This window comes from Pseudomonas sp. NDM (genome assembly GCF_003105095.1).
GTDB classification, from domain to species: domain Bacteria; phylum Pseudomonadota; class Gammaproteobacteria; order Pseudomonadales; family Pseudomonadaceae; genus Aquipseudomonas; species Aquipseudomonas moraviensis_A.
In genome coordinates this window covers 1-12,197 of record NZ_QETJ01000038.1, presented here as the reverse complement: position 1 = coordinate 12,197, position 12,197 = coordinate 1, and the positions used below count along the sequence as shown (strand labels likewise).

Genomic DNA, 12,197 nt, shown 5'->3' with positions numbered 1-12,197 from the left:
TTCTTCGCGACCAGGCTCGCTCCCACACTGGGATGATGTCCGTGGGAGCGAGCCTGTTCGCGAAGGGGCCAGCCCAGACACAACGAAAAAACGGCCTCCCATCGCGGAGGCCGTTTTGCATTCATTTCTGCCGACTTTTCTTGCGCCGCTGCCATTGCCGCGCCACCCACCAGCGCCAGTACAGCATCACCAGAAAGTAGGCGAGGATGCCCAGCACCAGGCCGACGACCACCGAGCCCAACAGAAACGGTTGCCAAAGCGTCGACAATTCGCCGCTGATCCATTCCCAGGTCAACTCGTCCGGCAGATGCCGCGCCGGGACATCCATCAGGAACGCCCCGGCCTGATAGGTACAGAAAAACACCGCCGGCATGGTGATCGGGTTGGTCAGCCAGACCAGACTCACCGCGATCGGCATGTTGCCGCGCACCATCACCGCCAGCGCCGCCGCGACCAGCATCTGTGCTGGTATCGGCAGGAACGCGGCAAACAGGCCGACCGCCATCGCCCGGGCCACCGAGTGGCGGTTGAGGTGCCAGAGGTTCGGGTCATGCAGCAACTTGCCGAGAAAGCGTAAGGATTTGTGTTCCCTGATGCTCGTCGGGTCGGGCATGTAACGTTTGAATAAGCGCCGGGGCATAAGGCTTCTCGGTCGGTTAAGGCGGCAAGTATGTCTGGATTCTACGAACCGCCCATTCAGACTTTGTGACAATTGTTGACCACAGTGGTGCCGCAGACCCGCTATGCCTAAGGAGGGGACTCTCAAGGACGGGCATATGCGCACAGGGATGATGGCGCTGGCAGTCGGTCTGCTGGCCCCGGTTTTTTTGCCGGCCTTGCCGCCGGTCGGTTGGTGGGTGGTACTGCCGGTGGTGGCGCTGATGGTCCTACCGTTTCGCAGCTATCCACTGGCATTTTTGTTGTTTGGCTTCACATGGGCCTGCGTCGGCGCGCAGATGGCTCTGAATGACCGCTTGCCGCCGCCACTGGACGGCGAAACCCGTTGGCTCGAGGGGCGTGTGGTCGGCTTGCCGCAGCACGGCGACGGTGTGGTGCGTTTCGAACTGGCTGACGCCCGCTCGCGCCACGAAAAGCTGCCATCGCTGATGCGCCTGGCCTGGTACGCCGGGCCGCCGGTCAACAGCGGCGAACGCTGGCGTCTGGCGGTGAAGTTGAAGCGCCCGGGTGGCTTGCTCAACCCGAACGCCTTCGATTACGAGGCCTGGCTGCTCGCCCAGCGCATCGGTGCGATCGGTACGATCAAGGATGGCCAGCGTCTGGCTGAGGCCCGGTACGCCTGGCGCGACAGCGTTCGTCAGCGCCTGCTGGCGGTCGATGCGCAGGGGCGAGAGGGCGCGTTGGCGGCGCTGGTGCTCGGCGACGGTTCGGGTCTGAGTCGCGAGGACTGGCAGGTACTGCAAGACACCGGCACCGTGCATTTGCTGGTGATTTCCGGCCAGCACATCGGCTTGCTCGCCGCGGTGATGTATCTGCTGGTCGCGGGGCTTGCGCGATACGGTTTGTGGCCGTTGCGCTGGCCATGGCTGCCCTGGGCATGCGGCCTGGCCTTCGCGGCGGCGCTGGGTTATGGCTTGCTCGCCGGTTTCGATGTGCCGGTGCAGCGCGCCTGCGTGATGGTGGCGCTGGTGCTGTTGTGGCGCCTGCGTTTTCGCCATCTCGGTGCGTGGAGGCCGTTGTTGCTGGCGTTCAACGGCGTGCTGCTGTTTGATCCGTTGGCCAGTTTGCGTCCCGGTTTCTGGCTGTCTTTCGCCGCGGTGGCCGTACTGATTTTCACCTTCGGCGGGCGGCTGGGCGCTTGGCGCTGGTGGCAGACCTGGACCCGCGCGCAGTGGCTGATCGCGATTGGCTTGTGTCCGGTGTTGCTGGCGCTCAGCCTGCCGATCAGCGTCAGTGGCCCTGTGGCGAATCTGTTGGCGGTGCCGTGGGTCAGTCTTGTGGTATTGCCGCCGGCGTTGCTCGGCACGCTATTGCTGCCCGTGCCTTATGTTGGCGAAGGGTTGTTGTGGCTGGCCGGTGGTTTGATCGACTGGCTGTTTATCGGACTGGCGCTGATTGCCGGGCAATGGCCGGCGTGGATACCTGCCGCTATTCCATTGTGGGCGCTGGTCTTGGGCAGCCTCGGCGCCTTGTTATTGCTGTTGCCCCGTGGTGTGCCGCTGCGTCCATTGGGCTGGCCGTTGATGTTGCTGCTGATATTGCCGCCGCGAGAGCGAATAGAAGAGGGGCGGGCCGATGTTTGGCAACTCGACGTCGGCCAAGGCCTGGCCATCCTCGTGCGCACCCGCCATCACGCGTTGCTCTATGACGCCGGGCCGCGTTTCGGCGAGTTCGATCTCGGCGAGCGGGTGGTGCTGCCAGCGCTGCGCAAACTCAATCTGCAAACGCTCGACCTGATGCTGCTCAGCCATGCCGACGCCGATCACGCTGGCGGCGCCGGGGCGGTGATGCGTGGATTGGACGTGCACCGCATCGTCAGTGGCGACCCGCCAAACCTGCCGCCGGAGTTGAGCGCCGAAGCCTGCGCAAGTGGCGAACAGTGGCAATGGGATGGCGTGCAGTTCCAGCTCTGGCAATGGTCGGCGGCCGATGACAGCAACCAGCGCTCCTGTGTCTTGCAGATCGAAGCCAACGGCGAGCGCCTGCTGCTCACCGGCGACATCGACATTCACGCCGAGCGCGATCTGCTCGACAGTCAACTGGCGGTGCCGACGCAGTGGCTGCAATCGCCGCATCATGGCAGTCGCAGCTCATCGTCGATGGCCCTGCTCAAAGCCTTGCAGCCGGAAGCGGTGCTGATCTCCCGCGGCCACGGCAACTCCTTCGGTCACCCGCATCCGACCGTACTTGCGCGCTACCGCAAGCAAGGCCTGCGCATCTATGACAGCGCCGAACAGGGCGCCATCCATCTGCAACTGGGCAGCTTCAAACCGCCGTGGACGATGCGTCACCAGCGGCGTTTCTGGCGCGAGCCGCCGGCGCTTGGCCGTTGATCGGTGCCAGCATGGTTGCCACCTTACGGTCGTCGGGGCGGCGGGTCTTAATCGCGGATCGGTATGGTAAAGTGGCGCACTTTTTCGAGGGGACTGTCACTGTGTGGGAATTGGTCAAATCCGGCGGCTGGATGATGTTGCCGATCATTCTGAGTTCCATTGCGGCCATGGCGATCGTTGCCGAACGCCTGTGGACACTGCGCGCCAGTCGCGTCACCCCCGAGCATCTGCTGGGTCAGGTCTGGGTCTGGATCAAGGACAAGCAGCTCAATAAGGAAAAACTCAAGGAATTGCGCGCCAACTCGCCGCTGGGGGAAATCCTCGCCGCGGGCCTGGCCAACTCCAAGCATGGTCGCGAGATCATGAAGGAGTGCATCGAAGAGGCCGCCGCGCGGGTCATTCATGAGCTCGAACGCTATGTCAACGCGTTGGGCACCATCGCCGCGATGTCGCCGTTGCTCGGTCTGCTCGGCACTGTGCTCGGCATGATCGACATTTTCAGTGCCTTCACCGGTTCCGGCATGACCACCAATGCATCGGTGCTGGCCGGCGGTATTTCCAAGGCGCTGATCACCACGGCGGCGGGCCTGATGGTGGGTATTCCGGCGGTGTTCTTCCACCGTTTCCTGCAACGCCGTATCGACGAGCTGGTGGTCGGCATGGAGCAGGAAGCGATCAAACTGGTGGAAGTGGTGCAGGGCGACCGTGACGTCGATCTGGCCGAGGGCCGCGCGTGAAATTCCGTCGCAAGCCTCGGGAAACCATCGATATCAACCTCGCGTCGCTGATCGACGTGGTGTTCATTCTGCTGCTGTTTTTCGTGGTCACTACCACCTTCACCCGTGAAACCCAGCTGCGCGTGGATTTGCCGGAAGCAGTCAGCGGTTCGCCGGCCGAAGATCAGCAAGTCAAACAACTGGACGTCGCGATCAGCGCCGAAGGCGTGTTCTCGGTGAATAACAAGATTCTGCCGAAGAATGACCTGCCGACGCTGATGGAAGCCATGCAGAAAGAATCCAACGGCGATACCAGCATGCCGCTGTCGATCAGTGCCGATGGCAAGGCCCAGCACCAATCGGTGATCACCGCCATGGACGCGGCCGGCAAGCTCGGTTTCAGCCACCTGCGCATGACCACGGTCGAGGCGGCGCCGAAATCCTGATGAGCCTGTCCGATCGCCTGCTCACCGCGTGGTATCAGGGGCACCCGGCCCTGACGCTGCTGCGGCCGCTGGAAATGTTGTATCGCCGTGTGGTGATCAACAAACGTCAGCGCTTTCTCGACGGCGAAGGTGAAATCTACCAATCGCCCGTGCCGCTGATTGTGGTCGGCAATATCACCGTCGGCGGCACCGGCAAGACACCGATGATTCTCTGGCTGATCGAGCATTGCCGGCGCCGTGGACTGCGGGTTGGCGTGGTCAGTCGTGGTTATGGCGCCAGGCCGCCGCACCTGCCGTGGCGCGTCGAGGCTGCGCACAGCGCCGAGGTTGCCGGTGACGAGCCGCTGCTGATTGTCCAGCGCACCGGCGTGCCACTGATGATCGACCCTGATCGCAGCGCCGCCGTCAAAGCCTTGATCGCCAGTGAGCCCTTGGACCTGATCCTGTCCGACGATGGCATGCAGCATTACCGCCTCGCACGGGATCTGGAACTGGTACTGATCGATGCGGCTCGTGGCTTGGGCAACCAGCGCTGTCTGCCGGCCGGACCATTGCGTGAGCCGGTCGAGCGCCTGCAAAGTGTCGACGGCGTGCTGTTCAACGGTGCCTTGGCTGATCGCGACGACGGTTTTGCCTTCCGCCTGCAACCCGCGGCGCTGGTCAATCTGCACAGCGGCGAACGTCAGTCGCTCGAACATTTTCCGCCCGGCCAGGCGCTGCACGCGGTAGCCGGGATCGGCAATCCGCAACGTTTCTTCAATACCCTCGAAGCGCTAGACTGGCGGCCAGTTCCGCATGCGTTTGCCGACCACGCCGAGTACAGCGTGCAGGCCCTGAATTTCACCCCGTCATTACCCTTGGTAATGACCGAAAAGGACGCGGTGAAGTGCCGTGCCTTTGCTGCTGCCGACTGGTGGTATCTGGCGGTCGATGCCGTGCCGTCGCCGGCCTTCGTGGCCTGGTTCGACACGCAGCTGATGCGCCTGTTGCCGGATCGTCTGTTGCCTTAACTGTTTTTATTTCTGGGAATGTTCATGGACACCAAACTGCTCGACATCCTTGCTTGCCCCGTGTGCAAAGGCCCGCTCAAGCTCAGCGCCGACAAGACCGAACTGATCAGCAAGGGCGCCGGCCTGGCGTACCCGATCCGCGACGGCATCCCGGTAATGCTGGAAAGCGAAGCGCGCACCCTGACCACCGACGAGCGCCTGGATAAATGACCACAGCCTTCACCGTTGTCATCCCGTCGCGTTTCGCCTCGACCCGTCTGCCGGGCAAGCCGTTGCTCGATATCGCCGGCAAGCCGATGATCCAGCATGTCTGGGAACAGGCGAGCAAAAGCAGCGCCACCCGCGTCGTGGTTGCCACCGATGACGCGCGCATTGTCCAAGCGTGCAAAAGCTTTGGCGCCGAAGTGGTGCTGACCCGTGAAGATCACAATTCCGGCACTGATCGTCTGGCCGAAGTCGCGGCGAAACTGGGTCTTGCGCCGGATGCGATCGTGGTCAACGTGCAAGGCGATGAGCCGTTGATTCCGCCGAGCGTGATCGATCAGGTCGCCGCCAACCTTGCTGCCCATACCGAAGCGCGCATGGCCACGCTGGCCGAGCCGATCGAAGATGTGGAAACCCTGTTCAACCCCAACGTTGTGAAGGTTTCCAGCGACATCAACGGTCTGGCCCTGACCTTCAGTCGTGCAACCTTGCCGTGGGCTCGCGATGCGTTCGCCAAGAGCCGCGAGCAACTGCCGGAGGGCGTGCCCTATCGCCGCCACATCGGTATTTATGCCTATCGCGCCGGGTTTCTCCACGACTTCGTGAGCTGGGGGCCGTGCTGGCTGGAAAACACCGAATCCCTCGAGCAACTGCGTGCCTTGTGGCACGGTGTGCGCATTCATGTCGCCGACGCGCTGATCGCGCCGCCGACCGGCGTCGACACCGTCGAAGACCTTGAGCGGGTTCGTCGCCTGCTGGGGGCCTGATGCGCGTTCTGTTTGTGTGCCTGGGCAACATCTGCCGTTCGCCCACCGCCGAAGGCGTGTTGCGCCACAAGTTGCGCGAAGCCGGATTGGCGGACGTGGTCGAAGTGGCCTCCGCCGGCACCGGTGACTGGCACGTCGGCAACCCGCCGGACAAGCGCAGCCAGGCCGCGGCGAAACTGCGCGGTTATGACCTGTCGACGCAGCGCGCGCAGCAGGTCAGCCGGGCCGATTTCGCCAGCTACGACCTGATTCTCGCGATGGACAACAGCAACCTGCGCAACCTCAAAGCCTTGCAGCCGTCCACCGGCAAGGCCGAGCTGGACCTGTTCCTGCGTCGCTATGCTGGATTGGTCGATGAAGTTCCAGATCCGTATTACGACGGTGATCAGGGTTTCGAGCAGGTGCTCGATCTGATCGAAGCGGCCTGCGATCAACTGCTGATCGAAGTGAAGGGCCGCTTATGAGTTTGCAGATCCAAGCACAAGTGTCGCTGAAAGCGTTCAACACCTTTGGCGTCGATGTGCGTGCGCAGCTGTTTGCCGAAGCCCACAGCGACGCCGACGTCCGCGAGGCGCTGGCCTATGCCGCGTCCCATGACGTGCCGTTGCTGGTGATCGGCGGCGGCAGCAATTTGCTGCTGACGGCGGATGTTCAGGCGTTGGTGTTGCGCATGGCCACTCGTGGCATTCGGCTGCTCAGCGATGATGGCAGTCACGTAGTGATCGAGGCGGAAGCGGGCGAGCCGTGGCACCCGTTCGTCCAGCACACGCTGGCCCAAGGGCTGGCCGGGCTGGAAAACCTCAGCCTGATTCCTGGCACCGTCGGCGCCGCGCCGATGCAGAATATCGGTGCCTATGGCGTCGAGATCAAAGACGTGTTTGCCGGGCTGACCGCGCTCGACCGCGAGAGCGGCGAGCTGCGTGATTTCAGTCTGGAAGACTGCAACTTCGGCTACCGCGACAGCCTGTTCAAGCAGCAGCCGGGACGTTGGCTGATCCTGCGGGTGCGCTTCAGGCTCGATCGCGCAGCGCACCTGCATCTGGAATACGGCCCAGTGCGTCAGCGCTTGAGCGAGCAGGGCATCGAGCAGCCGACGCCCACCGACGTCAGCCGCGCCATCTGCAGCATCCGCAGCGAAAAACTGCCGGACCCGGCGGTGCTCGGCAACGCCGGCAGCTTCTTCAAGAACCCGCTGGTGCCCGCCGCTGTAGTCACGCAGATCAAAGCGCAGCACCCGGATCTGGTGGCTTATCCGCAAGCCGATGGACAGATGAAACTGGCCGCCGGCTGGCTGATCGAACGCGCCGGCTGGAAGGGTTTTCGCGACGGCGATGCCGGCGTGCACAAGTTGCAGGCACTGGTGCTGGTCAACTACGGCACGGCCACCGGTCTGCAACTGCTCGACCTGGCGCAACGTATCCAGAAAGACATCGCCGAGCGCTTCCATGTCGAACTGGAAATGGAGCCCAATCGGTATTGAGGCTACGCTTGCCTGATGCCATCCAAAGCCCTGCACTGATGAAAAAAGTGCAGGGCTTTTTTGTTAATGCTGGGTTAACTTAGCGACCTAACGATACCTACCATTTGCTCCACCCAAAGGCCCGGTGCAGACGTTCCCGTCGGCGCAAGAGAGCCTGATTAGCCTGAGTCGATCTGCGCGAACCCACCGCTGATTTTCCGGCGGCAGATTGCTCGACCCCATAACCACTAAAAAATATGCGGGCGTGCCCATGATTACCCTGAAACTCAACGGTCAAGACCACTCCCTCGATGTCACCGAAGACATGCCGCTGCTGTGGGCGATTCGTGACGTAGCCGGTTACAACGGCACCAAGTTCGGTTGCGGCATGGGCCTGTGCGGCGCCTGCACCATCCACATCGACGGCTTGCCCGCGCGCAGTTGCATCACGCCGATCGGCTCGGTGATCGGCCAGAACGTCACCACCATCGACAATCTCCACGCCGATCCGGTGGGCAAGGTCGTGCAGCAAGCCTGGCTCGACAGCGCGGTCGCGCAATGCGGTTATTGCCAGGGCGGGCAGATCATGTCGGCCACCGCTCTGCTGAAAACCAATCCCAACCCGAGCGACGAGCAGATCGAAGAAGCCATGGTCGGCAACATCTGCCGCTGCGGCACCTACAACCGGATCAAAACCGCGATCCGCCAGGCCTCCACGCAACTGAAGGAGGTGAAGGCATGAGCCGCGTCCCGAATGATTTCGCCCTGAGCAACCTCAGCCGCCGTGGCTTTCTCAAAGGCGTCGGCGCCACCAGCGCGCTGGTCCTTGCGGCGAGTTGGGGCTGGCAGGATGCGCTGGCCGATGACGCGGCGAAGAAGTTCGGCGCCGACGGCATGCCCAATGGCTGGATCGACGATCCCAAGGTCTATGTGAGCATTGCCGCCGATGGCAGCGTCACCGTGGTGTGCAACCGTTCGGAAATGGGCCAGGGCGTGCGCACCAGCCTGAGCATGGTGGTTGCCGATGAACTGGAGGCCGATTGGGCGCAGGTCAAAGTGCAGCAGGCGCCCGGTGACGAAGTGCGCTTCGGCAACCAGGACACCGACGGTTCGCGCAGCATGCGTCACTGGTATGAGCCGATGCGTCGTTGCGGCGCGGCCGCGCGGACCATGCTCGAACAGGCGGCCGCTGCGCAATGGAAAGTGCCGGTCGGCGAATGCCATGCGCAACTGCACAAAGTTATTCATAAACCCTCCGGCCGTGAGCTGGGGTATGGCGAGCTCGCCGCTGCGGCCAGTGCGCTGGCAGTACCGGCGCGTGACAGCCTGCGCCTCAAGCAGCCGTCGGAGTTTCGCTACATCGGCAAAGAAGGCACCAAGGCCATTGATGGTGCCGACATCGTCAATGGCCGCGCAGTGTACGGCGCCGACGTGCATTTCGACGGCATGCTCTACGCCACCATCGCTCGCCCGGCAGTGTATGGCGGCAAGGTCAAAAGCCTCGATGACAGCGCCGCACTGAAAGTCCCGGGCGTGCTAAAAGTCATTCAGATCGAAGGCCGACCGTTGCCGTCGGAGTTTCAGCCGTTGGGCGGCGTCGCAGTCGTCGCCAGCAACACCTGGGCGGCGATCAAGGGCCGCGAGGCGCTGAAGATCGAGTGGGACGACGGCCCGAATGCCAGTTATGACTCGATTGCCTATCGCAAAGAGCTTGAAGCCGCGTCGCTGACAGCCGGCAAAGTGGTGCGCAACACCGGTGACATCGACAAGGCCCTGAGCGGCGCTGCCAGCACCCTCGAAGCCTCGTACTACCTGCCGCATCTGGCGCAGGCACCGATGGAACCGATGGTTGCGATTGCGCGGTTCAAGGACGGCGTGTGCGAGGCCTGGGCGCCGAGCCAGGCACCGCAGGTCACCCGTGAGCGCATCGCCGAGCGCCTGGGCGTACCGTTCGAAAAGGTCACTTTCAACGTTACGCTGCTGGGCGGTGGGTTCGGGCGCAAGTCGAAACCGGACTTCGTCGTCGAAGCGGCGATTCTCGCCAAGGAATTTCCGGGCAAGGCTGTACGGGTGCAGTGGACGCGCGAAGACGACATCCACAACTCGTATTTCCACACCGTGTCGGCGGAGTACCTGAAGGCCGGCATCGACAAGAACGGCATGCCCTCCGGTTGGCTGCATCGCACCGTGGCGCCAAGCATCACTGCACTGTTTGCCCCGGACATGAACCATGAAGCCGCGTTCGAGCTGGGCATGGGCTTTACCAACATGGCCTACGCGATTCCCAACGTACGCCTGGAAAACCCCGAAGCCAAAGTGCACACGCGGGTCGGCTGGTACCGCTCGGTATCGAACATTCCCCATGGCTTTGCGATTCAGAGTTTCGTTGATGAATTGGCGCACAAGGCCGGTGAAGATCCGCTCAAGTACCAGATCAAACTGCTCGGGCCGGACCGGCAGATCGATCCTCGCACCTTGAGCGAAGAGTGGAACTACGGCGAATCCCCCGAGCGTTATCCGATCGACACCGGGCGCATGCGCACGGTGTTGGAAACAGCCGCCAAGGCTGCCGGTTGGGGACGCAAACTGCCCAAGGGCCGCGGCCTCGGTCTGGCGGTGCACTACAGCTTCGTCACCTATGTGGCGGCGGTGATCGAAGTCGAGGTCAAGGACGACGGTTCGCTGATCGTGCACAAGGCCGACATCGCCGTGGACTGCGGGCCGCAAATCAACCCTGAGCGTATCCGTTCGCAGTTCGAAGGCGCGTGCGTCATGGGCCTGGGCAATGCCGTACTCGGTGAAATCAGCTTCAAGGACGGCAAGGTGCAGCAGGACAACTTCCATATGTACGAGGTCGCGCGCATGTCGCTGGCACCGAAGGAAGTTGCGGTGCATCTGGTCACGCCGCCGGGGGACGTGCCGTTGGGTGGCGTTGGTGAGCCGGGCGTACCGCCAATTGCTCCGGCGCTGTGCAATGCGATCTTCGCCGCGACCGGCAAGCGCATCCGCAATCTGCCGGTGCGTTATCAGTTGCAAGGCTGGCAGAAGGCGGAGGCGTAATGGACAGCGTCGATCTCAACGTCCTGCGCAGCGTCCTCGAATGGCGCCGCGCCGGGCAGCGGGTGGTGCTGTTCAGTGTGGTGCAGACCTGGGGCACCGCGCCGCGCTCGCCCGGCGCCATGCTCGCCTTGCGCGAGGATGGCGTGGTGATCGGCTCGGTGTCGGGCGGCTGTGTCGAGGATGACCTGATCGCGCGCCTGCACGACGGCCGCATTGCCACCGATGGCCCGCTGGTGCAGATGATTACCTACGGCGTGACCCGCGAAGAGGCCGCGCGTTTCGGCCTGCCATGCGGCGGCACCCTGCGCCTGACCGAGGAGCGCGTCGGCGACCCGGCGTGGGTGGCCGAGCTGCTGCAGCGTTGCGAAAACCATGAAATCGTTGCCCGGGAACTGAACATCGAAACCGGCGAGGTGCTGTTAACTCCGGCGACTAAATCCGATTCACTGGTGTTCGACGGCAAAGTCCTGCGAGCGATTTATGGCCCGCGCTGGCGCCTGTTGTTGATCGGCGCCGGGCAGTTGTCGCGCTACGTCGCCGACATGGCGCGGCTGCTGGATTTCGAAGTGCTGATCTGCGATCCGCGCACCGAGTTCGTTTACGGCTGGGAAGAGCAACATGGCCGTTTTGTTCCCGGCATGCCGGACGAAGCGGTGCTGAACATCCAGACCGACGAGCGCACGGCGATTGTTGCCTTGACCCACGATCCTCGGCTGGACGACATGGCGTTGCTCACCGCGCTCGACTCGCCGGCGTTCTACGTCGGCGCGCTGGGCTCGCGGGTCAACAGCCAGAAGCGCCGGGAAAACCTCGCTCAGCTAGGCTTGTCGCAAACATCGATTGATCGCCTGCACGGGCCGATCGGCCTGCACATCGGCAGTCATTCGCCAGCGGAGATCGCTTTGTCGTTGCTGGCGGAAATTGTCGCGATCAAGAACGGTGTGGAGTTGAAGCAGAAAAAACCGCTGGAGGGTGCATGAGCCAATCCATCGCAGTGATCGTGCTGGCAGCGGGCGAGGGCAAGCGCTTTCGCCAGATCGCCGGCCCTGACAAAGACAAGTTGCTCGCTGACTGCACGGGGCGCGACGGCGCAGTGCGCTCGGTGATCGAGCAGGTGCTGGTCAATCTGCCGGCCAGTCTCGACAAGCGCGTACTGGTCACGACCGAAGCGCGCCCGCAGGCGATGCGCATGGCCCAGGCTTACGGCTGCGATGTGGTGTCGATCGAATCGACAGGCATGGGTGACAGTATCGCCGCAGGTGTTGCCGCTTGCCCTGACGCCGATGGCTGGTTGATTGTGCTGGGTGATATGCCGTTTATCTTGCCATCGAGTATTGAGCGAGTGGTCGCGGCGATGGCTGACGATGCGGTGAGTGTGCCGGTGCTGGGTGGCGAGTTTGGCCATCCGGTGGGGTTTGGTAGTTCCCACGGCAAGGGCTACAGCCAACTGGATGTCAGCCCGGAAAATCGTTCGCTGGATTATTACGATGCCGAGCTCAGCGCCAGTTACGAGATCGATTTCTG

General features: G+C 62.9%; 13 protein-coding genes. 12 read left to right on the top strand and 1 reads right to left on the bottom strand.

Going from position 1 to position 12,197, the window contains the following annotated elements; translation table 11 throughout:
• Window positions 1-121: 121 nt before the first annotated feature.
• Window positions 122-640 carry a DUF2062 domain-containing protein gene (locus tag DCO47_RS10985; RefSeq protein ID WP_116658092.1) on the bottom strand — a complete coding sequence of 173 codons (519 nt, stop codon included), beginning with the start codon at window positions 638-640 and terminating at the stop codon, window positions 122-124.
• A gap of 136 nt (window positions 641-776) precedes the next feature.
• On the opposite strand from DCO47_RS10985, the gene DCO47_RS10980 reads away from it, so the two are divergent.
• From DCO47_RS10980 to DCO47_RS10925, 12 genes are all read left to right on the top strand, one after another.
• Window positions 777-3,011: a DNA internalization-related competence protein ComEC/Rec2 gene (locus DCO47_RS10980; protein WP_116658091.1), complete on the top strand. Its 2,235-nt coding sequence runs from the start codon at window positions 777-779 to the stop codon at window positions 3,009-3,011.
• A 101-nt stretch (window positions 3,012-3,112) separates the two neighbouring features.
• Window positions 3,113-3,748, top strand: coding sequence for a MotA/TolQ/ExbB proton channel family protein (locus tag DCO47_RS10975; protein ID WP_007908216.1), 636 nt, complete (start codon window positions 3,113-3,115; stop codon window positions 3,746-3,748).
• The gene (locus DCO47_RS10970) at window positions 3,745-4,173 is read left to right on the top strand and encodes a biopolymer transporter ExbD (protein WP_064361448.1); all 429 of its coding nucleotides are present in this window, start codon (window positions 3,745-3,747) and stop codon (window positions 4,171-4,173) included. Before DCO47_RS10975 ends, DCO47_RS10970 begins: the two co-directional genes overlap by 4 nt.
• A complete protein-coding gene (lpxK, locus tag DCO47_RS10965) occupies window positions 4,173-5,183 on the top strand; it encodes a tetraacyldisaccharide 4'-kinase (RefSeq protein WP_116658090.1) in 1,011 nt (336 codons plus the stop codon). Before DCO47_RS10970 ends, lpxK begins: the two co-directional genes overlap by 1 nt.
• Before the next feature lie 24 nt (window positions 5,184-5,207).
• A complete protein-coding gene (locus DCO47_RS10960) occupies window positions 5,208-5,393 on the top strand; it encodes a Trm112 family protein (RefSeq protein WP_003179363.1) in 186 nt (61 codons plus the stop codon).
• Entirely contained in the window at window positions 5,390-6,154 is a 765-nt protein-coding gene (kdsB, locus tag DCO47_RS10955; RefSeq protein WP_116658089.1) for a 3-deoxy-manno-octulosonate cytidylyltransferase, read from the top strand. Before DCO47_RS10960 ends, kdsB begins: the two co-directional genes overlap by 4 nt.
• On the top strand, window positions 6,154-6,618 hold the full coding sequence (locus DCO47_RS10950) for a low molecular weight protein-tyrosine-phosphatase (protein WP_116658088.1): 465 nt from the start codon (window positions 6,154-6,156) through the stop codon (window positions 6,616-6,618). Before kdsB ends, DCO47_RS10950 begins: the two co-directional genes overlap by 1 nt.
• Window positions 6,615-7,634: a UDP-N-acetylmuramate dehydrogenase gene (gene murB, locus DCO47_RS10945; protein WP_116658087.1), complete on the top strand. Its 1,020-nt coding sequence runs from the start codon at window positions 6,615-6,617 to the stop codon at window positions 7,632-7,634. The genes DCO47_RS10950 and murB overlap by 4 nt, the downstream gene beginning before the upstream one ends.
• Before the next feature lie 250 nt (window positions 7,635-7,884).
• The gene (locus tag DCO47_RS10940) at window positions 7,885-8,355 is read left to right on the top strand and encodes a (2Fe-2S)-binding protein (RefSeq protein WP_041479453.1); all 471 of its coding nucleotides are present in this window, start codon (window positions 7,885-7,887) and stop codon (window positions 8,353-8,355) included.
• A complete protein-coding gene (locus DCO47_RS10935; protein WP_042610693.1) occupies window positions 8,352-10,673 on the top strand; it encodes a xanthine dehydrogenase family protein molybdopterin-binding subunit in 2,322 nt (773 codons plus the stop codon). The genes DCO47_RS10940 and DCO47_RS10935 overlap by 4 nt, the downstream gene beginning before the upstream one ends.
• Complete coding sequence (locus DCO47_RS10930; protein ID WP_116658086.1) at window positions 10,673-11,653, top strand: XdhC family protein; 981 nt, start codon at window positions 10,673-10,675, stop codon at window positions 11,651-11,653. Before DCO47_RS10935 ends, DCO47_RS10930 begins: the two co-directional genes overlap by 1 nt.
• On the top strand, window positions 11,650-12,197 hold a 548-nt coding region (locus DCO47_RS10925; protein WP_256590139.1), incomplete at its 3' end, for an NTP transferase domain-containing protein. The genes DCO47_RS10930 and DCO47_RS10925, both read left to right, overlap by 4 nt.

Excerpts from the sequence above, each read along its gene's own strand:
- DCO47_RS10985 (WP_116658092.1), bottom strand. The coding sequence starts at position 640 with ATGCCCCGGCGCTTATTCAAACGTTACATGCCCGACCCGACGAGCATC.
- DCO47_RS10980 (WP_116658091.1), top strand. The coding sequence starts at position 777 with ATGCGCACAGGGATGATGGCGCTGGCAGTCGGTCTGCTGGCCCCGGTT.
- lpxK (WP_116658090.1), top strand. The coding sequence starts at position 4,173 with ATGAGCCTGTCCGATCGCCTGCTCACCGCGTGGTATCAGGGGCACCCG.
- DCO47_RS10960 (WP_003179363.1), top strand. The coding sequence starts at position 5,208 with ATGGACACCAAACTGCTCGACATCCTTGCTTGCCCCGTGTGCAAAGGC.
- kdsB (WP_116658089.1), top strand. The coding sequence starts at position 5,390 with ATGACCACAGCCTTCACCGTTGTCATCCCGTCGCGTTTCGCCTCGACC.
- DCO47_RS10950 (WP_116658088.1), top strand. The coding sequence starts at position 6,154 with ATGCGCGTTCTGTTTGTGTGCCTGGGCAACATCTGCCGTTCGCCCACC.
- murB (WP_116658087.1), top strand. The coding sequence starts at position 6,615 with ATGAGTTTGCAGATCCAAGCACAAGTGTCGCTGAAAGCGTTCAACACC.
- DCO47_RS10940 (WP_041479453.1), top strand. The coding sequence starts at position 7,885 with ATGATTACCCTGAAACTCAACGGTCAAGACCACTCCCTCGATGTCACC.
- DCO47_RS10935 (WP_042610693.1), top strand. The coding sequence starts at position 8,352 with ATGAGCCGCGTCCCGAATGATTTCGCCCTGAGCAACCTCAGCCGCCGT.
- DCO47_RS10930 (WP_116658086.1), top strand. The coding sequence starts at position 10,673 with ATGGACAGCGTCGATCTCAACGTCCTGCGCAGCGTCCTCGAATGGCGC.